This is a genomic window from Mesorhizobium sp. KR9-304 (genome assembly GCF_040049215.1).
In the GTDB taxonomy this organism is placed as follows: Bacteria; Pseudomonadota; Alphaproteobacteria; order Rhizobiales; family Rhizobiaceae; genus Mesorhizobium_K.
In genome coordinates this window covers 1983060-2008991 of the sequence record NZ_JBDZDN010000001.1, presented here as the reverse complement: position 1 = coordinate 2008991, position 25932 = coordinate 1983060, and the positions used below count along the sequence as shown (strand labels likewise).

Here is a 25932-nt window from a genome sequence, read left to right as displayed (position 1 = left end):
ACCATGTATTGCCGGAAGCGTCAACTCCGGGAGCGCCCCGAAAGGCCCGAAACGGTGCGGAAAGAGACATGATCGACGCGGTCGAACAACTTGATGTCGTGAAGGGCAGGATCGCCGCGGCGGAGCGCGAGGCGAAGCGGCCGGGAGGCGAAGTGACGCTGGTCGCCGTGTCGAAGACCTTTGACGCCGATGCTATCAGGCCGGTGATCGGGGCGGGCCAGCGCGTCTTCGGCGAGAACCGCGTTCAGGAAGCGCAAGGCAAATGGCCTGCCCTGAAAGCGGAATTCCCCGATGTCGAGCTGCATCTGATCGGACCGCTGCAGTCCAACAAGGCGAAGGAGGCGGTGGCGCTGTTCGACGTGATCGAGACGGTCGACCGCGAGAAGATCGCCGCCGAGCTTGCCAAGGAGATTGCCAGGCAGGGTGCAACGCCAAGGCTCTATGTGCAGGTCAATACCGGCTCGGAGCCGCAGAAGGCGGGCATCGAACCGCGCGAGGCGGTGGCCTTCGTCAAACGCTGCCGCGAGGTGCATGGGCTCAAGATCGAGGGGCTGATGTGCATTCCGCCGGCGGAAGAGAACCCCGGCCCGCACTTCGCGCTGCTGGCGAAACTGGCGCGCGAGGCGGGCGTGGAAAAACTGTCGATGGGCATGTCGGGCGACTACGAGCTGGCGGTCGCCTTCGGCGCGACCGGCGTTCGCGTCGGCAGCGCGATCTTCGGCACGCGCTGAGTTTCCCTGGATTTTGCCGCGTCACGTGGCGGCAGCGCAGACGCGCCCCTATCTGTTGCAGTGCACAAGAATTCGCGGGAGACGTGATATGCGCTACAACCAACTCGGAAACACTGGGCTGTTCGTCTCGGAACTCTGCCTGGGAACAATGACCTTTGGCGGCGCCGGCCAGAACGGCATATGGGGCGGCATAGCAAGCCTTGGCCAGGATGGTGTCGACCAGGTCGTCGGCCGCTCGATCGCGGCGGGGGTCAACTTCTTTGACACGGCCGACGTCTATTCGATCGGCCAGTCGGAGGAACTGCTCGGCCAGTCGATCACGAATCTCGGCGTCAAGCGTGAAGACGTGATCCTCGCCACCAAGGTGCATGGCGCAATGGGCGAAGGGCCGAACCAGCGGGGTTCCTCGCGCGGCCACATCATGGATTCGGTCGGGGGAAGCCTGAAAAGACTGCGAACCGACCACATCGACCTCTACCAGTTGCACGGCACCGACACGGTGACGCCGATCGATGAGACGCTGCGGGCGCTCGACGATCTCGTGACCAGCGGCAAGGTCCGCTATGTCGGCGTCTCCAACTGGCAGGCGTGGCGCATCGCCAAGGCGCTGGGTATTTCCGAGCGCAAGGGCTATGCGCGATTCGAGACCATCCAGTCCTATTACTCGATCGCCGGCCGCGACCTCGAACGCGAGATCGTGCCGCTGATAAATGAAGAGAAACTCGGCCTGATGGTCTGGTCGCCGATGGCAGGCGGGCTGCTGTCGGGCAAATACGGACCGGGCGCGCCGGGCAATGGCGAGGGCCGCCGCGCCAACTTCAACTTCCCGCCTGTCAACGAGGACCGCGCCTGGGCCGCAGTCGCCGAGATGCGCAAGATCGCTGCCAAGCACAATGTCAGCGTGGCGACGGTGGCACTGGGCTATGTGCTGGCAAAACCCTTCGTGATGTCAGTGATCATAGGCGCGAGCGGCATGGAACAGCTCGAGCAGAACCTCGCCTCGGTCGATTTGAGGCTGGACGCCGACGATCTGGCGAAGCTCGACGAGGTGAGCGCCCTGCCCTCCGAATATCCCGGCTGGATGCTGGAACGCCAGGGCTCCGCGAGAAGGCCCCAACCCTTCAACCCCAGGAGCTAAGGCGCGACCGTCCTTCCGGTCCTCCCTGCCAGAAAAATGTCAGGCGTGCGGCCTGACATTTTCGGCCATGAAATCGAGGAAGACGCGCACGCGCGCCGGCAAGTGCCCACCCTGCCCGACATAGATGGCATGCACCGGTTCCTCATCGCCGGGATTGAAATCCTCGAGCACAGGAACCAGCGCTCCGGCGTTGATGTCGCGCTGGATGTGATGGCGCGACAGGCGGGCGAGCCCAACGCCGGCCATTGCCATCAGCCGCATCGTCTCGCCGTCGCCGGCGAGCGCATTGCCGCGTGGCCGCATGGCGAGAACGCCCCCTTCGCCGTCGAGAAAGGGCCAGCCCTCGACCAGCCGCGCGAAGCCGAAATCGAGGCAGTTGTGGCGCGAGAGATCGGCCGGCGAAAGCGGCTGCCCCTTGCGGTCGAGATAGCCGGGCGAGCCGACGACCACCATGCGGCTTTGCCAGAACTTCCGCGCCACAAGCGAGGAATCGCGCATCTGACCGGCGCGGATGGCGACATCGGCTCGCTCCTCCAGCAGGTCGACGACACGGTCGGTCAGCGACACATCGACGACGATCCTGGGATGCCGTTCCAGGAATGCCGGCAGAAGCGGCAGCAGATAGTGCTGGCCGAACGGCACGTTGGAATTGACCCTGAGCCTGCCGCGCGGCACCGCACCCGCTGAAGCCTCCCGCTCCGCCGCCTCAATGTCAGCCAGGATGCGCCGGCCGTTCTCGTAGAAGGCAGCGCCTTCCGCCGTAAGTTGCAGACGACGCGTCGTACGGTTGATGAGGCGCGCGCCGAGACGGTCCTCCAGCCGGCCAAGCAGCTTGCTGATGGCCGACGGCGTCATGCCGAGCAGACGGGCCGCGTCGCTCAGCGTGCCGCGCTCGACCACCCTGACAAACGCCTCGATCTCGCCGAACCTGTTGACGTCTAGCCGTGCCATTCATGAATTGATCTCACAAATCCTTTGCGTTCCGCAAGTCTGTTCTGTGTGACACCCCGCACCGATCTTGGATCGAGCCGCGACATGCGGAACTTCGCAGGAACGGGGACCGACATGCCTCTTGCTCTCTACGCCCTCACCGCCGGCGCTTTCGGCATAGGCGTCACCGAATTCGTCATCATGGGCCTGCTGCTGGAAGTGAGCGCCGATCTCGGCGTCTCGATCTCGGCGGCGGGCCTGCTCATTTCAGGCTATGCGCTCGGCGTCGTCGTCGGCGCGCCCCTGCTCGGCGCCATCGCCGGCCGCTGGTCGAAGAAGGCGCTGCTGATGAGCCTGATGGTCGTGTTCACCGTCGGCAACCTCGCCTGCGCGCTGGCGCCGGACTATTGGACGCTGATGGCGGCGCGCGTGCTGACAGCCTTCGCCCATGCCTCCTTCTTCGGCGTCGGCTCGGTGGTCGCGACAGGGCTGGTGCCGGCCAACAGGAAGGCCTCGGCGATCGCCGTCATGTTCACCGGGCTGACGGTCGCCAACATACTCGGCGTGCCGTTCGGCACATGGCTCGGCCAAGCCTATGGCTGGCGCTCGACCTTCTGGGCGGTGACGCTGGTCGGGCTCGTGGCGCTCGCCGTGATCGCGCTGCTGGTTCCCAAGGACGAAAAGGCCGATGCGGCAGAGGAAGCCTCCGAAGGCGTGCTTGCCGTGCTCGCCCGCCCGGCCGTGCTGCTCGGACTACTGGCGGCGGTGTTCTCCTGGATCGGCGTATTCGCGGCCTTCACCTACATCGCGCCTATCCTGACCCGCATTGGCGGCTTTTCGGAAGCGGCTGTCTCGCCGATCCTGCTGGTGTTCGGCGGCGGCCTGCTCTTCGGCAACCTGCTCGGCGGCCGGCTGGCCGACCGGCGGCTGGTGCCGACGGTGCTCGGCACGCTGGCGGTTCTGTCGGCGGTGATTCTCGCCCTGAGCCTCGCCATCCACAACCAGATTGCGGCGGTCGTCGCGATCGGCCTGTTCGGCGCGGCGGCCATCGCGACGGTGGCGCCGCTGCAGATGTGGGTTCTGGAAAAAGCGGCGGGCGCCGGACAGGCCCTCGCATCCTCCTTCAACATCGCGGCCTTCAATCTGGGCAACGCAACCGGCGCGTGGCTTGGCGGCTTCGTCATCGACCACGGCGGCGGGCTCGAGGCGGTAATGCCGGTCGCGGGCATCGTACCGCTCGCTGCCCTCGCGATCGTGTTCGCCGCCGAGCGGGCCGAGCGGCGCGGCAAGCGATCGGCTCTGGCGGCGGCTTGCCCCGAAGCAGCGGAATAGCCCGAAACGCCCGAAACGGAAAAAAGGAGCCTTCCAATGGAATATCGACGTCTCGGCGCATCCGGTCTGAAAGTCCCCGCGCTTTCCTTCGGTGCGGGAACCTTCGGCGGCTCCGGACCGCTCTTCAGCCACTGGGGCACCAGCGACGCCAATGAGGCGCGGCGCCTGGTTGACATCTGCCTGGAGGCAGGCGTCAACCTGTTCGACACCGCCGACGTCTACTCCAATGGCGCCTCGGAAGAAGTCCTCGGGGCGGCCATCAAGGGACGGCGCGACGAGGTGCTGATCTCGACCAAGACGTCGCTGCCGATGGGCGACGGTCCGAACGACGCCGGCTCCTCCCGCTCGCGGCTTATCAAGGCGGTGGAGGATGCGCTGCGGCGGCTCGGGACCGACACCATCGACATATTGCAGTTGCACGCCTTCGACGCCGGCACGCCTATCGAGGAAGTGCTGTCGACGCTCGACGGACTGGTGCGGGCAGGGAAGCTCCGCTATGTCGGCGTCTCCAATTTCTCCGGCTGGCAGTTGATGAAATCGCTGGCGTTCGCGGAAAAACATGGCTGGCCGCGATACGTCGCGCACCAGGTCTATTATTCGCTGGTCGGGCGCGACTATGAGTGGGAACTGATGCCGCTCGGACTCGACCAGGGTGTCGGCGCGCTGGTGTGGAGCCCGCTCGGCTGGGGCCGCCTGACAGGCAAGATCCGGCGCGGCGAGCCGCTGCCCGGCGGAAGCCGGCTGCACGAGACGGCAAGCTTTGGGCCGCCGGTCGAGGACGAGCATCTCTACCGCGTCGTCGATGCGCTCGACCAGGTGGCCGAAGAAACCGGCAAGACGGTGCCGCAGATCGCCATCAACTGGCTTCTGCGGCGTCCGACCGTGTCGTCGGTTATCATCGGCGCGCGTAACGAAGAGCAGTTGCGCCAGAATCTGGGCGCTATCGGCTGGTCGCTGACGCCGGAGCAGATCACCACGCTCGACGCGGCGAGCGCGGGTACCGCGCCCTACCCCTATTTCCCGTACCGGCGTCAGGAAGGTTTCGCCCGGCTGAACCCGCCCGCCGTTTGAGGGTGGTGTGTGTTCAGTGGAGCACGAATTCGCCGTCGACCTTGCGCCATTCGTTCGGCGCGATCAGTTTGCGGTGCGTGTATTCGATCGAATGCAGCGGCCCTTCGAGCTTGGCCTTCCAGAACTCGATGAACTTGATCAGCACCGGGAAACGCGGGGCGATGTCGTAGTCCTGCCAGACATAGGTCTGCAGCAGGTGCGGATGATCCGGAAGGTGGTAGAGAATGCGGGCCGTCGTCAGCCCGTATCCCTTGAGCATCAGGTCCAGTTTGGAATGGTCGCGCATGGCCCGTCCTCCAAGCGTTGTTCGTCCTCCCAACGTCCAGAGTGTGCAGGAGGTTTCTTAACCGTCTATTGAAATCTTCGTGATGGCAACCGATTCCCGCTACGAAAACAGAGGCTTAGCAGCACGACGCGGCGAGTGCTGACAGCGCGGTGCGGCAAGCCGCCGCGCCGACCGAACGTCTAATATTGCCCCTTTCCGAGAACTGATAATAAATGCCGCCGTTCGCGGGTGTTGCACCGCGACCTCTGCCAGACCATGACTGGCGGGCAATGCCGGGGAGGGAAAGAAGACCATGTCCGATGTTCACGTTCACAAGGTCCAGGCGGGGTGGAAAAAACGCGCGCTGATCGACAACGACACTTATCTGAAATGGTACGCCGACAGCGTGAAGAACCCCGACAGGTTCTGGGGCAAGCACGGCAAGCGAATCGACTGGTTCAAGCCCTATACCAAGGTCAAGAACACGTCGTTCAAGGGCAAGGTCTCGATCAAGTGGTTCGAGGACGGGGAAACCAACGTCTCCTACAACTGCATCGACCGTCATCTGAAGAAGCGCGGCAACCAGACGGCGATCATCTGGGAAGGCGACAATCCCTATGACGACAAGAAGGTCACCTACAACGAGCTCTACGATCGCGTCTGCCGCCTGGCCAATGTGCTGAAGAAGCACGGCGTCAAAAAGGGCGACCGCGTCACCATCTACATGCCGATGATCCCCGAAGCCGCCTATGCGATGCTTGCCTGCACGCGCATCGGCGCCATCCATTCCATCGTCTTCGGAGGCTTCTCTCCCGATGCACTGGCCGGCCGTATCGTCGACTGCGAGTCGACTTTCGTCATCACGGCGGACGAGGGTTTGCGTGGAGGAAAGGCCATTCCTCTCAAGGACAACACCGACAAGGCCATCGACATCGCCGCACGCCAGTACGTCATGGTGAAAAACGTTCTGGTGGTGCGCCGGACCGGCGGCAAGGTCGGCTGGGCCAATGGCCGCGACCTCTGGTATCACGACGAGGTGAAATCGGTTCCGGCCGACTGCAAGCCGGAGAGGATGAAGGCGGAGGACCCGCTGTTCATCCTCTACACCTCGGGCTCGACCGGCAAGCCGAAGGGCGTGCTACACACCACCGGCGGCTATCTCGTCTATGCGTCGATGACGCACCAGTATGTCTTCGATTACCATGACGGGGACATCTACTGGTGCACGGCCGATGTCGGCTGGGTGACCGGCCACAGCTACATCGTCTACGGGCCGCTCGCCAACGGCGCCACCACGCTGATGTTCGAGGGGGTGCCGAACTATCCCTCCGTGTCGCGCTTCTGGGAGGTGATCGACAAGCACAAGGTCAATATCTTCTACACTGCGCCCACGGCGTTGCGCGCGCTGATGGGCGCGGGCGACAGCCATGTGACGAAGACCTCGCGCAAGTCGCTCAAGGTGCTTGGCTCGGTCGGCGAACCGATCAATCCGGAAGCCTGGGAGTGGTATTTCAACGTCGTCGGCAACGGCAAGGTGCCGATCGTCGACACATGGTGGCAGACCGAGACCGGCGGCATCCTGATCACCCCGCTGCCGGGCGCCACTAATCTCAAGGCAGGTTCGGCAACGCGCCCCTTCTTCGGCGTGCAGCCGCAGCTTGTCGACAATGAGGGCGCGGTGCTCGACGACGCGGCCGACGGAAACCTCTGCATCACCGACTCCTGGCCCGGGCAGATGCGCACGGTCTATGGCGACCACCAGCGCTTCGTGCAGACCTACTTCTCGACCTACAAGGGCAAATATTTCACCGGCGACGGCTGCCGCCGCGACGCGGACGGCTATTACTGGATCACCGGCCGCGTCGACGACGTGCTCAACGTGTCGGGCCATCGCATGGGTACGGCCGAGGTGGAGTCCGCGCTGGTCAGCCACGACAAGGTGTCGGAGGCGGCGGTGGTCGGCTATCCGCACGACATCAAGGGCCAGGGCATCTACTGCTACGTGACGCTGATGGCCGGCGAGAAGGGTTCGGACGAACTGCGGGCCGAACTCGTCCAGCATGTGCGCAAGGAGATCGGCGCGATCGCTTCGCCCGACAAGCTGCAGTTCGCGCCGGGGCTGCCAAAGACGCGTTCGGGCAAGATCATGCGGCGGATCCTGCGCAAGATCGCCGAGGACGATTTCGGCGCGCTCGGCGATACCTCGACGCTGGCCGATCCGGCTGTGGTCGACGACCTGATCGCCAACCGGCAGAACAAGAAGGCTTGAGCGGGGCCGGCCAAACCGGCCACGTCGCCGGCCGCGTCTCAGGACTCTGGCGCTATCCGGCGAGTTCGCTCGCAGGCGAAAGCCTGGCCGAAATGGCGGTGAACGCCGACGGAGCGGCCAGCGACCGCCTGTTCGGCCTGGTCGACGCCGCGACCGGCGAGATTGCGCGGCCCGACGCGAGCGCCAAGTGGCACGGCGTGCCGAGCATCGCGGCGCGGCTCGCCGGCGACGGCGGGCTGGAGATCAGGGTGCCGGCAGGCCAGTGGCTCCCGGCGCTGGATGAAGCGGCCGACCGCGCGGTGTCCGCCTTTCTTGGCTTCGAGGCATCTATCCGGCCATTCCGGCACGAGGGCGCAGCAGGCGCGTTTTCGCCGCGCTACAAGAAGGCGCCGATCCATCTTCTGACGACAGCCTCCCTCGCCGAATTGAAGCGGCTGCATCCGAGAGGCAATCCCGACCCGCGCCGCTTCAGGCCGAACATCCTGGTCGACATGCAGCCGCTGCCCGGGCGGTTTCCCGAAACCGAATGGATCGGCCGCAAGATCGCGATCGGCGAACTGGAATTGACGGTCGCCGACCCCTGCCGCCGCTGCGGCTTCACCATCATCGCGCAGGAGGGCGGCGTCGACAGCGATGCGGACATATTGCGCACGCTGGTGAGGAACAACGCGCACAATCTCGGCGTCTATTGCGAGGTAACCCGGCCGGGAACGGTGCGGCCCGGCGACGCGACGCGGTTCATCGGATAGACTACTGATAGAGATCCGCCCGCGTCGGCGGCAGCCCGCTTGGGCCGCGCGCCCGCCTTGTCGCCACGGTCTGGTAGATCAGCACCGAGCCGCCGTCGAAGCCGAGCGAGCAGCCGGTCAGATAAAGCAGCCACAGCCGCGCCTTGGCTTCGCCGACCTCGGCAATCGCCTCGTCGAAGCGGGCATGCAGCCGTTCCGCCCACAGTCGGCAGGTGCGGGCGTAGTGCTCGCGCAAATCCTCCACGTCGTGAACCTCAAAACCATTGGCTTCGAGGTTTTCCAAGGTCATGCCGATATGGTCGACCTCACCGCCGGGGAAAATATACTTGATCAGCGCCTTGTACGCAGGGGCCTTGCGCCGCCAGGCACGCCGGTCGCGCTTCATGCGCCGGGTAATCGCATGGTGCAGATAGATGCCGCCGGGCTTGAGCAGGCGGTGCACGGCCTGAAAATAGGCCTGGTGGTTGGCAAGGCCGAGATGCTCGAACATGCCGATCGACGAGATCTTGTCGAACTTACCGGCAAGCTCTGAATAGGGCTTCACCTCGATGGTGATCCGGTCCTCGAGCCCTTCCGCGCGGATGCGCTCCCGGGCGAGCTCAGTTTGCGCTTCCGAGAGCGAAACGCCGTGGCCGACGGCGCCATACTGCTTAGCCGCATGGATGAGCATCGCCCCCCAGCCGCAGCCGATGTCGAGCAGCGTCTCGCCGGGTTTCAGGCGCAGCTTCCGGCAAATGTGGTCGAGCTTGTCGAACTGTGCCTGGTCGATGTTGTTGGCGAAATCCTTGAAGTAGCCGCAGCTGTAGACCATGCGCTCGTCGAGGAAGAGCCGGTAGAATGCGTTCGAAATGTCGTAGTGGTGGGTGATCGCTTCCTTGTTGGAACCGCTGACGAAAGGATCGCGTCCAGCCAGCCCTTCGATGCTTGAATCGCGTCCGCTGGAGAAGATCAGGGCCGGAAGGTCGCGCAGGAGCTTCAGCTTGGGAATCATGCGCAGCCTCTGCTTCAGCCTCCCTTGTGGCCGCCGCTCGACGATATCGAAAAGCGAGCCGTTCTCGACATCGATGGCCTTCGAAATCCAGAGTTCGACAAAGGTCGTGAAGACGGGCCGCCGCAGTGCGCGGCCGAGAATGCCCCTGTCGTTGATGGCAAGCACGGCTCCGTTAGCCGGCCCGATGCGCTCGCCGTTCCACAATCGAACCGCGAACCCCGGTTTCAGTTCCTCGACTATCGTCCGGATAACCCGGGCCGCCCTGTCTGCGCTCTCCATCCCCACTCACCTGCCAGTACCGTGACTGAGCGGGCATGATGACCGCCCGCCCTCGTTGTCACAACGGTTTTGTGGTTCCTCCTGTGAGTGTGGCGGCAAATTTTCGTCAGCCCTCTTGTCATTTTCGCCGAACGATCCCATCCTTGTGAGGTGTTCAACGAACGAAAGGAGGTGATCCGATGTCGAGTGGTTTCGGTTTCCAGAGCGTGGCTCGGGCGGATTGCACTTTCGGGAAGCAGCCTTCCTGATCGCGGCATGATGCGCGGCCGGTAGCGACAGCTACGGCCAAGAGCCGCGCAACGGACGAAAGCACGGGGCCGCCTCTTCGCGAGGCGGCCCTTGCTTTTTTTCAGCCTCAATGCGTGAGGACGAGCGCCTCGATGTTGCGCGCGATCGTCATGAAGGCGTCGTTGAGTTCGTCGCCGGTCGACGTCTCGTAATAGCGCTTGAGCGACCCGGTGTCGGGCGAGGCGCAGTTCTTCAGCACGTTCCGGGCTTCGCTGGAGTTCAGCTTGAAGCCGATGCTGAATATCTCGATGCCGTCGGCCTTCATGTTCTCGCATAGCGATTCGGCGTAGGAACGCGACTTGGCGTTCTGCTTGCGCACCGCGTTCTTGTCGCCGCTGACATCGGCATGGGCGGTGTTGAACTCGCCGTCGGTCATCAGGATCGCGATCTTCGCGACCTCCTTGGGGTCGGCATCCGCCGGACCGTCGCCCAGTCCGGCCTTCTGGATGGCCGGCCGCCACTTCTCCGACAGCATGTAGTAGGTCCACTGGACGCCGATCGCTCCGGCCGTGTAGCCGGCGACCGAAAAGCCCTTGATCTGCTTCTTGAGGGCGTCCGCGTCCGGGCTCAGTGGCTTGAGCACGGCCTTGGCGCAGCTGTTCAGCCGGTCGTCGCGATTGACCTTGGCGTAGTAATCCCGGTCCTTGCCATTGATGTTGCGCGTACGCTTGGCATCCGGCGCGTCGTCGCTGAAATCGGCCTTCAGGTTTTCGTCCTTGCGCTCGGTGGCGCAATTGTCGGTCTGAGTACCGGTATTGGCGTTGATCTCCGCCTTCTTGGCGTCGATGGGCGGCGGCAGGTCCCAGGCTCCCGCCTTCTCGACGAAGACGACGTCCTTGGCCAGCGCCCCGACATTCACGCCGTCCGAATAGGGAACCAGCGCGATCCTGACACGCGGGTTGGCCTTGTTCTGCCCCTTGGTCAGCGCATCGACCGCGTTGCTTGCCGCATCCTTCAGGTCGCTGATCTTGGAACCGGACATGGAGTCGGTGACGTCGAGCATCATGGCGACCTCGATCTTCTTGTCCGAATAGAGCGCGGCTGATTCGCCGCGCACCCTGCGCTCGTTCGAGGCGCCGAAAAGCGGGAAATAGATGGCGACATCGACATGGGCCGAGGCCTCGACCGTACCGCTGATCTTGTCGACCGTAAGCTGGTCCAGCACGATCCGGTCGCCGTCCATCATCGAGGGATCGCCGTTGGCCTTGAGGAAAAGCTCAACCCAGACGCGGGCGTCGTCGACCTCGATGATGCCGGTCGTGATGTCGCGCGCCGTTGAGGTCACGGCTGCGTCGAGCGCCTGCCTGAGGTTCGACCTGACATTGTAGAGCTGGGCAATGTTGACCGCGTAGCCGGCAGACAGCGCAAGCACGGCCATGATGGCCGCAGTCATGATCGCAAAGCTGCCAGACCTGTTGCCTCCGAAAGTCCCGAGCCGCCTAGCGACCGCCGCATAAAGCCGCATGTTTAGCCTCCATCCACGCACATCTGCAGTGGACAGAGCAGGAATCCGGCCAAGCCCGGGATTTCAGGCGCGGTCGGCCAACCGGAATCCTAAGCTATTGATATTCCTCATGGCGACAGCCGGTTATGGTAAATGCTGGGTTAACGGAGCGGCTCTTTCGACGAAATGCTAACGACTTGTTCACCACGCCGGACGCGGACCGGCACGGAACGCCAAAAGCGTTTCAATTTGGCACGGCCCGTCTGTTCCGCCACGGGTCAACCGCACCAGGGTTGGCGGCGGCCGCCGCCATAGGGACGGACCAGTCTTTCACCCAGCAATAGCTGTGCCACCGCCTGGCCATCCGCGGTGGTGACGTCGGCAAGCACACGGCCGTAATATTTCGCGCCGGAAATGTTTGAGATCGCGATCGAGCCTTCGCCAAACATCGAGGCGAGGGCGTCGCGTGCCCGCAGCGCGGCTGTGCGCTCGGCATCGCAGCGCGCCTTCATCTCCGGCGCATCGATGCCGCGGATGCGGACGTTGACCCGCACCGTGTGGCCGGGCCAGACGAGTGCTTCAGCGAGGAACGTGTCGCCGTCGAGCACCTCGACGACGACAGCCTCAACCGGGCCGCGGAAGAGCTTTACGGCGGATGCGGGAAAGCAAGCGAGCGCGAGCGCAACCGGACCGACGATACAAAGCTTCAGGTGCGAATACATTCATAGGAATTTATTCTCCTGCACGGATTCGTGCAAGCGGCATTTCAGGCCAGCATCTGCGCGTCGGCCGTACGGTCGACGCCATGAAGGGGCGGGCTGGCGGGGTGACTGTCCTGTTCGTAGGTCCAGACCTTGAACAAGGAGAGCCGGTGCGGTCCGAAGCTGTGCAGCAGCGGCACGTCGGTCGCGTCGCGACCGCGCGCGATGACGACGCGGCCTATCCGCTGCACGTTGTGGCGCGGGTCGAACGTGTACCAGCGGCCATCGAGGAAGACCTCGATCCAGGCGGAAAAATCCATCGGGGCCGGATCCTGCGGAATGCCTATGTCGCCGAGGTATCCGTTCACATAGCGCGCCGGGACGTTCATGCAGCGGCAGAGCGTGATGGCGAGATGCGCGAAGTCGCGGCAAACGCCGACCCGTTCCTCATGCGCCTGCGCCGCTGTGCGCGTCGAGCGCGCGTAGCCGTAACCGAAGGAAAGCCGGTTGTGCACATAGTCGACGATCACCTGCACCCGCGCCCAGCCGGGCGGCATATGGCCGAACAGGTTCCAGGCGAGCGCGCTCATATGATCGGTTTCGCAGTAGCGGCTGCCGAGCAAATAGCCGAGCACCTCGTCGGGCAGGTCTTCGACCGGGGTTTCGCGCGCGGGCGTGTTCACCTCGTCCAACTCGCCGGAATCCTCGACGACCGCGTCGTAGAGAATGCGGAACTCTCCCTCCGGCGCGGTGAAGCGGCGGCAGACATTGCCGTACCGGTCACGATAGACCGAAGTCGGCACCGCGGGAGACGTCAGAACACGCGTCTGGCGCTTGATGTCGGCCTGCCGGTCCTCATGGATCTCGAGCAAGGAAATGACAGGGGTCCGCCGTGGGCATTCGATCGCAATTTCGTAGCCGAGCCGAATAAGCATGGCTGAACCTCGCAGCATTGGCGTTTTCGGAAAATTTGAAAAACCAAACGCAGCCGCCAGCCGCCGGTTCCGCCGAACGTGAAGATTCCGGCTTGCACGGTTCAAAAGTCGGAGGCCAGGCCCTTCACTTCCCAGTCGCCGTAGCGTACGGGCTCCTTGCCGCCGCGCCCGCCGTGTTCCTTCGGCTGCGCCGCATCCTGTTCGCGATAGGCGCGCGTGCGCGCTTCCGCTTCGGCAAGCGCACGCTCGGCTGCCGGCGAAAGCGGCACGCGCACGGGAGTTTCGGTCTGGGTCACGGTTGCCTGCGGATCGTTTTTGCGCATTGGTTTGACTGCCGGCATTGTTGAAACAGAGCGATGGCTTTCCCATCATATAGTGGCAAGTTACGGCTGGATCGAATGCTTTCGACAGCCTCCAACGGAGACCGTCATGAACATCCTTCGCACAGCCATGCTTCTGGCTTTCATGACCGCCCTGTTCATGGGGGTCGGCTACCTCATCGGTGGCAGCGGCGGCATGATGATCGCGTTCCTGATCGCCGCGGGCATGAACTTCTTCAGCTACTGGAACGCCGACAAGATGGTGCTGAGGATGCACCATGCCGTGGAAGTCGACGAACGCAATGCGCCCGAATATTACGGCATCGTGCGCGATCTTTCCGCACGGGCCGGGTTGCCGATGCCGAAGGTCTATCTGATCCAGAATCCCCAGCCGAACGCCTTCGCCACCGGACGCAACCCCGAGAACGCGGCGGTGGCGGCGACCACGGGCCTGCTCGAGCGCCTGTCCTATGAGGAGGTCGCGGGCGTCATGGCGCACGAACTGGCGCATGTGCAGAACCGCGATACGCTGACCATGACGATCACCGCGACGCTGGCCGGCGCGATCTCGATGCTCGGCAATTTTGCCTTCTTCTTCGGCGGAAACCGAGACAACAACAATCCGCTCGGCATCGTGGGCGTTCTGGTGGCGATGATCGTCGCGCCGCTGGCCGCTGCAATCGTGCAGATGGCGATCAGCCGCACACGCGAATATTCCGCCGACCGGCGCGGCGCCGAGATCTGCGGCCAGCCGCTCTGGCTTGCCTCCGCGCTGGGCAAGATCGCCAAGAGCGCCGAACGCATCCACAACCCGGACGCCGAGCGCAACCCGGCGACGGCGCACATGTTCATCATCAACCCGCTTTCGGGCGAGCGCATGGACAATCTGTTTTCGACGCACCCGGCTACCGCGAACCGTATCCGCGCGCTGCAAGCTATGGCGCAGGAGGGTTTCGAGCCCGCAGCCTATCCGCCGCAGGCCGAGCCTGAGGAACCGGCTCATGAGGCCGGCCCGTGGACGCGCGGACGGCAGGCGCAAACGCCGGTGGAGCCGGAACGGCCAAAGCCCAATCCGTGGGGACGCAACCCGACCGGGCCGAAAGGCCGGCGGCCGTGAGCCGACCGCCGAGGCAAGGCGCTCAAACCAAAGCCAGGGTAGCAACCGAAACGCCTGCTATCGCCGACAGGAACGTACCAGGCCTTGCCGCGCGCAAGGCGGCGGCCAAGCTGCTCGCGATCGTGATCGACGCCAGGACGCCGCTCGACGGGCTGACCGACAACGAAAACGGCCATCCGCATTATCTGGCGCTCGATCCGCGCGACCGCAGCCTGGTGCGCGCCATCCTCACGACGGCGCTTAGATTCCGCGTCGCCATCGGCAAGCTGCTGGCGCGACGGCTCGAACGGCCGCTCCCGCCCAACGCCACCGCGCTGTCGCACCTGCTGCATGTCGCGGCGGCGCAGATCCTGTTCCTCGACATTCCCGACAGCGCGGCCGTCGACCTCGCCGTTACCCACGCCAAGTCCGATCCGCGCACGGCGCGTTTTGCCGCGCTGGTGAACGGCGTGCTGCGCTCGCTGGCGCGGGGCAAGGAAGAAGAACTCGCGCCGACGCTCGCAGCCACGCTCGACGCGCCGGCCTGGTTCGCCGATCGGCTGACGGCCGCCTACGGCAAGGACAAGGCAGCTGCGATCATGGCCATGCACAGGGTCGAGGCGCCGGTCGATTTTTCCGTGAAGTCGGATGCGGAATCATGGGCCGAGCGCTTCGGCGGCATCGTCCTGCCGACGGGCGGCGTGCGGGTCGAGAAGCTCTCCGCCAATGTCTCCGACCTGCCTGATTTCGCCGAAGGCGAGTGGTGGGTTCAGGACGCCGCCGCGGCGCTGCCGGCGCGGCTCTTCGGCGACATTGCCGGCAAGCGGGTAGTCGACCTGTGCGCCGCGCCCGGCGGCAAGACGGCGCAGCTTGTGCTGGCCGGCGCGGACGTCACCGCGATCGACGCGTCGAAGAACCGGCTGGCGCGGCTGGCGCGCAATCTGGAACGGCTGAAGCTTCAGGCAAACCTAGTGCAGGCCGACCTGCTGACCTACACGCCGGACGAGCTATTCGATGCCGTGCTGCTCGACGCGCCCTGCTCCTCGACCGGAACGGTGCGCCGGCATCCCGACGTGCCGTGGACGAAGTCGCCGGCCGACATCGACAAGCTCGCGGCACTTCAGGCAAGGATGCTGACGGCCGCGGTGGCGCTGGTGAAGCCCGGCGGCCGCGTCGTCTTCTCCAACTGCTCGCTCGATCCGGTCGAGGGGGAAGACCTCTATCGGACGTTCCTGGCCGAGGCCGGCAATGTCGAGCATGAGCCGGTCCGGCCCGGGGAAATCCCCGGGGTGGACGAATTCCTTACCGGACAAGGCACGCTCAGGACCACGCCCGCCGACATGCCTCTCGGAGCGCCCGGCATTTCCGGCCTCGACGGCTTCTTTGCCGCCCGTTTCAGGCGCATCGCCTGAACAACCCGTCGAACTTGCTCAAAAAACGCGCAATCGCCTTCACCTAAAATTCACTCTCGTATAAACTTCTGAATCGACTAGGCTATTTTCGGGCGTTTGGGGCAGGGCGGTCGAACTTGGCGCGGCTGAGCGGGAGAGAAATTTATTGACAACTGCGACGGGCAGCACGACGCGCCTATGGACGCTCGTCGCAAAGGAGATGTGGCGCAAGGCGCGCCGGCGTCTCCGCTCCGGGCCGGTCTATCGCTGGCGCTACTCGGGGCGCACGCCCGAGCGCGTCCTGATCGCGCCGCCCGACCTGCGCCTCGCCGATCCGCAGATCGCACTGGAGATCTACTACGGCCGTTTCCCGCTTTCGGGCCATCTGGTCGAGACCGGCGGGCGCTCACCCTTCCAAATCGACGTGCAGAACCGCGGCTGGCTGAAGACGCTGCACGGGTTCCGCTGGCTGAGGCACATGCGCGCCGCCGGCACCGAGCTGGCGGCGGCCAATGCACGCGCGCTGGTTTCGGACTGGATCGCCACCCATGGCGGCAACATCTCCGGCGTCGCATGGGAACCGGCAACGACAGCCAAGCGCATCATCGCCTGGCTGCAGCACTCCTCGGTGGTGCTGCAGGGAGCGGAGTTCCCGTTCTACCGCGCCTACCTGAAGTCGCTCGCCGTGCAGATCCGCTATCTGCGCTCGGTGGTGAAGGAGATGCCCGACGGCAAGGACCGGCTGCGCGCCAGGATCGCGCTTGCCTTCGCGGCGCTTTCGCTGCCGGCGCCGGCTTCGGCGCTGCGCGGCGCGACGCGCCATCTCGCCGAGGAACTCGACCGCCAGATCCTGCCCGACGGCGGCCACATCTCGCGCAACCCATTGACCGTGATGGAACTTCTCGCTGACCTGCTGCCCCTCCGCTACACCTATGCCAACCAGGCCGAAACGCCGCCGCCGGCGCTGATCAACGCGGTGGACCGCATGCTGCCGGCGCTGCGCTTCTTCCGTCACGAGGACGGGGCGCTCGCCCGCTTCAACGGCATGGGCGCCACCATCCACGATCGCATCGCCGCGATCCTGCGCCACGACGACACCGAGGGCGCGCCGCTGCTCCATGCGCCGCATTCCGGCTACGAGCGGCTCTCGATGGGCGGCACCACTGTCATCGCCGACACCGGCGTGCCGCCACCCATCGATGTCTCCAACGCCGCGCATGCCGGCTGCCTGTCCTTCGAGATGTCGTCCGGGCGCCAGCACTTCATCGTCAATTGTGGCGTCGACACGTATGGCGCGGCGGAGTTCCGGCCGCTGGCGCGCGCGACCGCCGCGCATTCGACAGCGACGCTGAACGACACCTCGTCGGCGCGCTTCAATCATTCGATCCGCATCAATGACATGGACAGCCCGCCGCTGATCGGCGGGCCGCGCCACGTGCCCTGCCGGCGAACCGACCAGCCCGGCATGCAGGGCTTCATCGCCAGCCACGACGGCTACGTCGCGCGTTTCTCGCTTTATCACGAACGCGAGCTCTCGTTGTCGTCGGGCGGCAATGTGCTCGCAGGCACCGACCGATTCCTGCGGTCGAGCGGCGCGGCCGCCCGCAACAACGGACGCGACCTGGTGACGATCCGCTTCCACCTGCATCCCGATGTCGATCTGTTCCACGACGACGAGGAGCGCCTCGTTCTCAGCGCGCCGAACGCCGACCGCTGGGTCATGTCCTGCGAGGAGGTCGCTCCCGAGATCGAGGAATCGATCTATTTCGCCGGCCTCGGCGGGCCGCGCCGCAGCAGGCAGGTCGTGCTTGCCTTCAAGGCGTTCGACCTGCCGGAGGTCCACTGGCAGCTGACGCGCACACATATCGTCGACTATCCGCAGAAGCAGTAACGGCGGTGGGGCCTTTTCCCGACCGCATGCTTCTGCTTGATTTCCCGGCCCGGAGCGGTTACGGCGCGGCTATTCCCCTCGCAAGCTGAAAGGCCTCCGGCATGGCGGTCGTCTCCAAGAAGATCCCCGCACCCGACCTCGTGCCGGTGCGCCGCGCGCTGCTGTCGGTTTCGGACAAGACCGGGCTGACGGAGTTCGCCGCGGCTCTGTTCAAGGCGGGCGTGGAGCTTGTCTCGACCGGCGGCACGGCCAAGTCGATCCTTGGGGCCGGCATCCCTGTCCGCGACGTGTCCGAGCTGACCGGCTTTCCCGAGATCATGGACGGGCGCGTCAAGACACTCCACCCGTCGGTGCACGGCGCGCTGCTCGGGGTGCGCGACGATCCCGAGCATGCCGAGGCGATGCGCCTTCACGGCATCGAACCGATCGACCTGGTCGTCGTCAACCTGTACCCGTTCGAGGAGGTCAGGCAATCCGGCGCGGACTACGCCTCGATCGTCGAGAACATCGACATCGGCGGGCCGGCCATGGTGCGCGCCTCGGCGAAGAACCACGCCTATGTCGCTGTCGTCACCGATCCGGAAGACTATGCCTCCGTGCTCAACGCGCTGGAGATGAATTTCGGCAACCTGTCGCTGGAGTTTCGCCAGAAGTTGGCGGCCAAGGCCTTCGCCCGCACGGCGGCTTATGACGCGGCGATCTCGGGCTGGTTCGCCGATGCGCTTCAGATCGAGCATCCGGCCTGGCGCGCCTTCGGCGGCAGGCTCGACAGCGTCATGCGCTATGGCGAGAACCCGCATCAGCAGGCGGGTTTCTACGTCACCGGCGAGAAGCGGCCGGGCGTCGCAACGGCGCGGCAACTGCAAGGCAAGCAGCTCTCCTACAACAACATCAACGACACCGACGCGGCCTTCGAACTGGCCGGAGAATTCGACCCGGCGCGCACCGCGGCGGTGGCGATCATCAAGCACGCCAACCCCTGCGGAGTGGCCGAGGCACCGACGCTGAGGGACGCCTATCTGAAGGCGCTCGCCTGCGATCCTGTCTCGGCCTTCGGCGGCATCGTGGCGGTGAACCGGCTGCTCGACGCCGAGGCCGCGGAGGAGATCGTCAAGACCTTCACCGAAGTCATCATCGCGCCCGAGGCGAGCGACGAGGCGAGAGGCATCGTGGCGGCAAAGAAGAATCTCAGGCTGCTGGTGACCGGCGGCCTGCCCGATCCGCGTGCGGCGGGCACGAGCGTGAAGTCGGTGGCCGGCGGGTTTTTGGTACAGGGCCGAGACAATGCGGTGATCGACGACTTGGAGCTAAAAGTGGTCACCAAGCGCGCGCCGACCGCCGCAGAGCTGGCCGACCTGAGATTCGCCTTCCGCGTCGCCAAGCACGTCAAGTCGAACGCCATCGTCTATGCGAAGGACCTCGCCACGATCGGCATCGGCGCCGGCCAGATGAGCCGGGTCGATTCTTCACGCATCGCGGCAAGGAAGGCACTGGATGCGGCGGAGGTCGCCGGGCTTGACGAGCCGCTGACCAAAGGCTCGGTGGTGGCGTCGGACGCGTTCTTCCCCTTCGCAGACGGGCTGCTGTCGGCCGTCGAGGCCGGCGCGACGGCGGTCATCCAGCCGGGCGGCTCGATGCGCGACGACGAGGTGATCGCCGCCGCCGACGCTCACGGCATCGCCATGGTGTTCACCGGCGTCAGGCACTTCAGGCATTGATGGCTGTCTTTCTTCTCCCAGGAGGAAGCCCGCCTGCTCACCCCTTCCTGTCCGCCGGATAGGGGGTTCGCCGCAGCACGGCCAGGCCGCCGAGCAGGAACAGGAGAATCATCGCCATGCCGAGACGCGGCGAGCCGCTGAGCGCGGTGACGGTGGCGACCATGAACGGCGCCAGGAAACTGGTGGCCCGGCCGGCCAGCGCGTAGATGCCGAAATAGCGGCCTGCCTCGGCGGCGGTCACGCTGCGCGCCAGATAGGAGCGCGACGACGCCTGCACCGGGCCGAAGGCAAGGCCGATCAGCAGGCCGAACACGATGTAGGCTATCTCCGCAGGCGTTCCGAACAGGCCGCCGGAATCGGCTCCGGGAAGCATCAGCCCGCCAAACAGCGTGTATCCGGGGCCGGTGGAGACGATGCCGAGCGTGGCGACCGTCAGCATCACCAGCGAGACCATGACCACGGTTTTGGAGCCGAGCTTGGTGTCGAGGCTCGACGCCACCAGGCAGCCGAAGATGGCGACGACGTTGAGGATGATGCCGAATATGCCGATCTCGGTGATCGACCAGCCGAACATGCCGGCCGCGAAGACGCCGCCCAGCGCCAGCAGCGCGGCCACGCCGTCCTGGTAGATCATCCGCGCGACGAGGAACCTGAGGATGCCGCTGCGCCGGCGGACCTCGCCGATGGTCGAGGCGAGCTCGGCCAGACCCCGGCGCACGGCTGCACCCATCGGCACGCCTTTCCTGCCGTCCGGCGTGAAAATGAACATCGGCAGGATGAAGATGAAATACCAAGCCGCCGACAGCGGTCCGGTCGCCCGCGCATCCTCGCCGAGCTTCGGATCGAGGCCGAAGACCGGATCCACGCCGATGATCGTCTTGCCGGTCTCGGGCGAGGCCGCCATGAAGGCGACGACGAAGATGAGCACGATCATGCCGCCGAGATAGCCGAGCCCCCATGCGATGTTGGAGACTTTGCCGATCTCGGCCTTGGAGACGAGCCGCGGCATCATCGAATCGTTGAACACGGTAGAGAATTCCGCGGCGATCGAAGCCAGCGAGAAGACCGCGACGACCCAGAACAGGCTGGAGCCGGGCGCCGCGAACCACAGCAGGCAGAGACTTGCGATCTTGACGGCCGCGAAGAAGGCGATCCAAGGCTTGCGCGGGCCGGTCTGGTCGGCGATCGAACCGAGCACCGGCGAGAGGATGGCGATGATGAAGCCTGCCGCCGCGATTCCGTAACCCCAGGCTGCCTGGCCGGCGGCGGGGTCGGCCGCCATGCGCGCGACGAAATAGGGGCCGAAGATGAAGGTCGTCACGACGGTGAAGAACGGCTGCGCCGCCCAGTCGAAGAACATCCAGCCCCAGATGCCGCGCCTGGGGGTCTTCGGCTCCGTCTCGTCGACTGCGACGGCCGCCCCGATGCTCTGGCTCATTGGCCCGCCAGATCGCTCATCAGGCCCGCCGCGACGGAGAGCCTCGACACGGTGATGTCGCCGCCTTCGGTGAGCGCCTGCAGCCGCTCGCGTGTCCTCGCCACACGCTCGCCGCCGGCTGCAAGCCAGCCATCGACGGGATCGCCTTTCCCAGCGAAGCCGGTGAGCGCGGCAACCGCCATGCCCCGGCGCGATGCGCCGATCGTGTCGATCGCGCGCGACAGCGCCATGCCTTCATAATAGTCGGATGGCTCGATGGCGCCGGCGGCGTCTTCTATGCGGCCGATGCGGAACGCATCCGTGACGGCGAAGAAAGCCTTTGCGGCGGACAGCAAATCGGATCCAGCGTCCCTTGCGACCAGCGCGATGTCGGGAATAAGGGCGGATACATCGAGCAGGGCCAGCCTGCCGGCGAGTTCTTCCGGCGCTCCGGCTTCCATCAGCGCAAGCTTGCGCGCTGCCATGCGCTCCCTTGTGAAATCGGGCAGCAGCGAGGCAAGCTTCGGCTCGAGCTGCTTGCGAGCGTCCCGCAGAGCGGCGATCTGGACGCCAAGAGGCGCGGTGCCGCTGCCGTTCTTCAGATCCCAGGCGCTGGCAGAAAGGACCAGCCGCCCGACGGCGGCGTATAGATCGAGCTGAACCTGGCCGTCGATCTTGTTGTCGAGAGCGTCGATCTCGACATAGAGCGCCGGCAGCCCAAAACCGTCGCGCACGACGGCGAAGGCGCGCACCACCTCGCGCGCCCCGCTGCCGGTCGCGTCCTGCAGCCGCGTCACGAAGGCCGGCCCGCCACGATTGATGAGATCGTTGGCGACGACGCGCGCGACGATCTCCCGCCGCAACCGGTGCGAGGCGATGTCGGCGGCGAATTTTTTCTCCATGCGGTCGGGGAAGTAGGCATTGAGGTCGCGCTCGAAGTGCGGATCGTCGGGCACGTCGCTGGCGACGATGTCGGAGAAGAGCACGATCTTGCCGTAGGCGAGCAGCACGCCGAGTTCGGCCCTGGTCAGCGGTTCGCGGCGCGCCTCGCGCTCGGCGAGCGCGGCCGTTGATGGCAGGGTCTCGACCGCCCGGTCGAGCAGCCCGCGCGCCTCCAGAGCGCTCATGAAGCGGACCTGGTGCGGGAAGTCGGCCATGCCGGCCTTCTGGGCCACCGAAAGCGCCAGCGTCTGCTGGTAGTTGTTGGCAAGCACGAGCTGCGACACCTCGCCGGTCATTTCGGCGAGCAGCTTGTCGCGTGCCGGGCGCGTAAGCGTTCCCTTACGCATCGCCGAGGCCAATGCGATCTTGATGTTGACCTCGACGTCGGAGCAATTGACGCCGCCCGAATTGTCGATGGCGTCGGAATTGCAGGCGCCGCCGAGCAGGCCGAACTGTATGCGGGCGCGCTGGGTGACGCCGAGATTGGCGCCCTCGCCGATGACCTTCGCCCTCACCTCCGCCGCGGTCACGCGGATGGCGTCGTTGGCGCGGTCGCCGACCTCCGGGTTGGTCTCGTTCGTCGCCCGGACATAGGTGCCGATGCCGCCGAACCACAAGAGGTCGACCGGCGCCTTGAGGATGGCGTTCATGATCTCGATCGGCGACGCCACGGTTTTTTCCAGTCCGATGGCGGCGGCCGCGGCGGCAGGCAGCGTCACCGATTTCAGGCTGCGTGAGATGACGACGCCGCCGGAAGACAGCTTCGATCTGTCGTAGTCCTGCCAACTCGACCGCGGCAGTGCGAACATGCGCCGGCGCTCGGCCATGGAGACGGCCGGGTCGGGATCGGGGTCGATGAAGATGTCGCGATGGTCGAAGGCGGCGATGAGCCGCGTCTGGTCGGACAAGAGCATGCCGTTGCCGAACACGTCGCCCGACATGTCGCCGACGCCGACCACGGTGAAGGGTGTGACCTGGATATCGCGGTTGAGTTCGCGGAAGTGGCGCTTCACCGCCTCCCATGCCCCCTTGGCTGTGATGCCCATCTTCTTGTGGTCGTAGCCGGCCGAGCCGCCGCTGGCGAAGGCGTCGTCGAGCCAGAAGCCGTGCTTCTGGCTGATCGCGTTGGCGGTGTCGGAGAAGGTTGCCGTGCCCTTGTCGGCGGCGACGACGAAATAGGGATCGTCCGGGTCGCGCCGGACAACGTCCTTTGGCGGCACGACGCGTTCGCCGTCGATATTGTCCGTGACCGAAAGCAGGCTGGAAACAAAGTTGATATAGGCGTTTCGCCCGGCCTCGAATATCTGGTCGCGCGAAAGGCCCGCCGTCGAGCGTTTCGGGAAGAAGCCGCCCTTGGCGCCGACCGGCACGATGACGGCGTTCTTGACTTGCTGCGCCTTGACCAGGCCGAGCACCTCGGTCCGGTAGTCCTGGGCGCGGTCCGACCAGCGCAGGCCGCCGCGCGCCACCGGTCCGAAGCGCAGATGCACGCCTTCGACCTCCGGGCCGTAGACAAAGATTTCGCGCCACGGGCGCGGCTCGGGCAGCCCGTCGACCAGGCGCGAGTCGAGCTTGATCGCCAGCGACTGGCCTTTTTCGCGCAGGCCTGGCACGAAATGATTGGTGCGCAGCGTCGACTCGATCAGATTGAGATAGCGGCGGATGATCGTGTCATCGTCGATGTTCGGCACGTCCTCCAGCGCATCCTTGATCTTCGACTTGAGGTGTTTGGCCGTGACCTCGCCCTCCTTGCCGGCGGCGGGATCGAGCTTGGCCACGAAAAGGCCGTGGAGGCCGCGGGCGATGTCGGGATAGCGGCTGAGCGCGGCGGCGATGAAGCCCTGGCTTTGCGCGATGCCGGCCTGATGCAGGTAGCGTCCATAAGCGCGCAATACCCCGATCGCCGAGGCGCCGAGCCCCGCCGTCTGGGCGAGCGCATTGTAGTAGTCATTGTCGGCCTCGCGCCGCCACACCGAAAGAAACACGTCCTCGAACAGCTTGCCGCCGTCGGCGAGGTCGATCGGCTTTTCGAACGCGTTTTCGAGTTCCATGTCATGGATGAAGACGGACCCGTCGGGACCGCCCGGGACCTCAAAAGTGCGCTCGCTGATGACCTTGAAACCGATGTTCTCCAGCACCGGGACGCGACGCGAGAGCGCCACCGGCCTGCCGTGGTGGTAAATCTTGAGCGACGCCCTTTCGGGCGGCTGGTCGGCGTGGCGGTAGTAGTCGATGGCGATCGGTTTCTGCGGCCCGACGACCGCGATGCGGCGGGCATCGAGCAGCGCCTCGGCGGCGGTGAACGAGCCGCGATAGCTTTCCGGCAGCCGGCCGGCGATGGCGAGCAGGGACGGGTCGGCGCCGGACGCGGTCGCGGCCTCCCGCACAGCATCCTCCCAGGTGCGGACGATATCGCGGATCGCTTCCTCGATGTCGGCTTGGTCGACTTTCGGCGTCTTGCCGCCGGAGCGGCCGATGATGAAATGGACGCGCGCCAGGCTGCCTTCGGGGAAGGCCGGGTAATAGGCGGAGAGCCGGCCGTCGAAGACGGTCTTGAGATGGGCGCCGATCTTTTCGCGCACGACGGAATCGTAGCGGTCGCGTGGCACGAAGACGATGACCGAGACGAAGCGGTCGAACTGGTCGACGCGGTAGAGCGCCCTGACGCGGGGGCGCTCGACAAGGCCGAGGATTGCCTCGGCGTGCTTGCGCAGCGTCGGCAGCGCGATCTGGAAGAGCTCGTCGCGCGGGTAGCTTTCCAGCACGTTGGTGAGCGCCTTGCCGGAGTGGTCGCCGGGATCGAAGCCGGATTTGCGGATGACCGTTTCGGCCTTGGAGCGCAAATAGGGGATCTTCATCACCGACCGCGTGTAGGCGGTCGAGGTGAAGAGGCCGACGACCCTGAGTTCGCCGGTCAGCGCGCCCTTCCTGTCGAAGGTCTTGATGCCGACATAGTCGAGATAGGCGCGGCGGTGAACGATCGACTTGGCGTTGGCCTTGGTGACGATCAGCGGGTCCGGACCGTACAGGAAGGCGCGGATCTCGGGCGTCGTCGCCTCGCCCTGGGCCCGGCGAAGCACCCTGACCTCGGGGTCGGCGAGAATGCCGAGGCCCGGCGATTGCGCGCGCGTCAGCGTGCCGCTTTTCTCGCCGCCGGAATATCGGAACTCGCGCATGCCGAGAAAGGTGAAATTGTCGTCGCGCAGCCATTCGAGGAAGGCGATCGCCTCCGCAATCGCATCCTTGTCGAGCCCGATAGGCTGATAACGGAACTCCGAGATCGCCCGGTCGAGCCGTGCAAGCATCGGCTTCCAGTCGGCGACGGCGGCACGCACCTGCGTCAGAACCCGGCCCAACCGCTTCTCCAGCCCGCGCGCTTCCTCGGCCGATAGCGCACTGACGTGAATGTGGATCACCGACAGGCGGTCGACATGTTCGGACTTGCCGCCATCGGTGACGATCTCGCTGACGCCCTTCTTGTCGTGCCTGACGCCGATGACGGGGTGGGTCACGAAAGTCGGTTCGCTGCCGGCCGTGCCGGTGATTTCGCCGAGCACCGAATCGAACAGGAACGGCATATTGTCGTTGACGACGGTGACGGCGGTCAGCGGCCGACCGTTGCGAATAATGGCGGGGTCGGTGTCGACGGAGATGACGCTCCCGCCCTTGCGATGCGCCAAAACGGCTTTTTCCGCGAGTGCGGCGGCCCTGGCGAGCACCTTGGGATCGTAGGCGGATACATCCTCGGCAGGCGCCCGGCCGAGGAGATAGCTGGCCAGGCCGCCCGACCTGGGAGGAGACGCCGGCTTTCTGGTTGCAACCGTCGATTTTTCGCGATCGGTGGCCATGGCTCGAATCCCTCCCCGAAGCATGCTTTTGCGGCATCGTAGCAGAAGGCCGACGTTTGGCGACTGCCCTATTATTGAGGTGGCGCAGCATCACCCACGTAGCGCTGCGGCAGGCGCGGAAAATGCAGACGTCACATGAACTGGATATGACGCCGGCACCCGGAGCAGAAATTGCTTCGCACTCTT

The 25932-nt window shown here is 65.3% G+C and carries 19 protein-coding genes; 10 read left to right on the top strand and 9 right to left on the bottom strand.

What is annotated here, in order from left to right; all coding sequences use genetic code 11:
* Positions 1–68: 68 nt before the first annotated feature.
* Both ABLE71_RS09625 and ABLE71_RS09620 read left to right on the top strand, forming a co-directional pair.
* Positions 69–731, top strand: a complete 663-nt coding sequence (locus ABLE71_RS09625; RefSeq protein WP_348783116.1) for a YggS family pyridoxal phosphate-dependent enzyme — start codon at positions 69–71, stop codon at positions 729–731.
* An 88-nt stretch (positions 732–819) separates the two neighbouring features.
* Positions 820–1869 carry an aldo/keto reductase gene (locus ABLE71_RS09620; RefSeq protein ID WP_348783115.1) on the top strand — a complete coding sequence of 350 codons (1050 nt, stop codon included), beginning with the start codon at positions 820–822 and terminating at the stop codon, positions 1867–1869.
* Positions 1870–1908: 39 nt separating this feature from the next.
* On the opposite strand, the gene ABLE71_RS09615 is transcribed toward ABLE71_RS09620, so the two are convergent.
* Positions 1909–2820, bottom strand: a complete 912-nt coding sequence (locus ABLE71_RS09615; RefSeq protein WP_348783114.1) for a LysR family transcriptional regulator — start codon at positions 2818–2820, stop codon at positions 1909–1911.
* Between the two features lie 114 nt (positions 2821–2934).
* On the opposite strand from ABLE71_RS09615, the gene ABLE71_RS09610 reads away from it, so the two are divergent.
* The gene (locus ABLE71_RS09610) at positions 2935–4131 is read left to right on the top strand and encodes an MFS transporter (RefSeq protein WP_348783113.1); all 1197 of its coding nucleotides are present in this window, start codon (positions 2935–2937) and stop codon (positions 4129–4131) included.
* A gap of 36 nt (positions 4132–4167) precedes the next feature.
* The gene (locus tag ABLE71_RS09605; RefSeq protein ID WP_348783112.1) at positions 4168–5202 is read left to right on the top strand and encodes an aldo/keto reductase; all 1035 of its coding nucleotides are present in this window, start codon (positions 4168–4170) and stop codon (positions 5200–5202) included.
* 13 nt (positions 5203–5215) lie between these two features.
* Here ABLE71_RS09605 and ABLE71_RS09600 read toward each other — a convergent pair whose 3' ends face one another.
* Entirely contained in the window at positions 5216–5488 is a 273-nt protein-coding gene (locus ABLE71_RS09600; protein ID WP_348783111.1) for an usg protein, read from the bottom strand.
* Between the two features lie 292 nt (positions 5489–5780).
* On the opposite strand from ABLE71_RS09600, the gene acs reads away from it, so the two are divergent.
* Together acs and ABLE71_RS09590 are read left to right on the top strand one after the other, a co-directional pair.
* Positions 5781–7736, top strand: coding sequence for an acetate--CoA ligase (gene acs, locus ABLE71_RS09595; protein WP_348783110.1), 1956 nt, complete (start codon positions 5781–5783; stop codon positions 7734–7736).
* A complete protein-coding gene (locus tag ABLE71_RS09590) occupies positions 7733–8485 on the top strand; it encodes an MOSC domain-containing protein (protein ID WP_348783109.1) in 753 nt (250 codons plus the stop codon). The genes acs and ABLE71_RS09590 overlap by 4 nt, the downstream gene beginning before the upstream one ends.
* A gap of 1 nt (position 8486) precedes the next feature.
* On the opposite strand, the gene ABLE71_RS09585 is transcribed toward ABLE71_RS09590, so the two are convergent.
* The 5 genes from ABLE71_RS09585 to ABLE71_RS09565 form a co-directional block, all read right to left on the bottom strand.
* Positions 8487–9755, bottom strand: a complete 1269-nt coding sequence (locus tag ABLE71_RS09585; protein WP_348783108.1) for a cyclopropane-fatty-acyl-phospholipid synthase family protein — start codon at positions 9753–9755, stop codon at positions 8487–8489.
* Between the two features lie 355 nt (positions 9756–10110).
* Positions 10111–11508 (bottom strand): TadE/TadG family type IV pilus assembly protein, encoded by a 1398-nt coding sequence (locus ABLE71_RS09580; protein ID WP_348783107.1) that lies wholly within the window; start codon positions 11506–11508, stop codon positions 10111–10113.
* A gap of 257 nt (positions 11509–11765) precedes the next feature.
* Positions 11766–12209, bottom strand: coding sequence for a thermonuclease family protein (locus tag ABLE71_RS09575; RefSeq protein WP_348783106.1), 444 nt, complete (start codon positions 12207–12209; stop codon positions 11766–11768).
* A 44-nt stretch (positions 12210–12253) separates the two neighbouring features.
* Complete coding sequence (locus ABLE71_RS09570) at positions 12254–13123, bottom strand: transglutaminase family protein (RefSeq protein WP_348783105.1); 870 nt, start codon at positions 13121–13123, stop codon at positions 12254–12256.
* Positions 13124–13224: 101 nt separating this feature from the next.
* The gene (locus tag ABLE71_RS09565) at positions 13225–13446 is read right to left on the bottom strand and encodes a DUF1674 domain-containing protein (protein ID WP_348783104.1); all 222 of its coding nucleotides are present in this window, start codon (positions 13444–13446) and stop codon (positions 13225–13227) included.
* A 106-nt stretch (positions 13447–13552) separates the two neighbouring features.
* On the opposite strand from ABLE71_RS09565, the gene htpX reads away from it, so the two are divergent.
* The 4 genes from htpX to purH all read left to right on the top strand — a co-directional run bounded on the left by htpX (position 13553) and on the right by purH (position 19539).
* Positions 13553–14560: a zinc metalloprotease HtpX gene (htpX, locus tag ABLE71_RS09560; RefSeq protein WP_348783103.1), complete on the top strand. Its 1008-nt coding sequence runs from the start codon at positions 13553–13555 to the stop codon at positions 14558–14560.
* A gap of 59 nt (positions 14561–14619) precedes the next feature.
* Positions 14620–15951 (top strand): RsmB/NOP family class I SAM-dependent RNA methyltransferase, encoded by a 1332-nt coding sequence (locus ABLE71_RS09555; RefSeq protein ID WP_348783708.1) that lies wholly within the window; start codon positions 14620–14622, stop codon positions 15949–15951.
* 199 nt (positions 15952–16150) lie between these two features.
* Positions 16151–17821, top strand: a complete 1671-nt coding sequence (locus ABLE71_RS09550; RefSeq protein WP_348783707.1) for a heparinase II/III family protein — start codon at positions 16151–16153, stop codon at positions 17819–17821.
* A 101-nt stretch (positions 17822–17922) separates the two neighbouring features.
* Positions 17923–19539: a bifunctional phosphoribosylaminoimidazolecarboxamide formyltransferase/IMP cyclohydrolase gene (purH, locus tag ABLE71_RS09545; RefSeq protein ID WP_348783102.1), complete on the top strand. Its 1617-nt coding sequence runs from the start codon at positions 17923–17925 to the stop codon at positions 19537–19539.
* A gap of 37 nt (positions 19540–19576) precedes the next feature.
* On the opposite strand, the gene ABLE71_RS09540 is transcribed toward purH, so the two are convergent.
* Positions 19577–20977: an MFS transporter gene (locus tag ABLE71_RS09540; RefSeq protein WP_348783101.1), complete on the bottom strand. Its 1401-nt coding sequence runs from the start codon at positions 20975–20977 to the stop codon at positions 19577–19579.
* Positions 20974–25746, bottom strand: coding sequence for an NAD-glutamate dehydrogenase (locus tag ABLE71_RS09535; protein WP_348783100.1), 4773 nt, complete (start codon positions 25744–25746; stop codon positions 20974–20976). Before ABLE71_RS09535 ends, ABLE71_RS09540 begins: the two co-directional genes overlap by 4 nt.
* Positions 25747–25932: the final 186 nt, after the last annotated feature.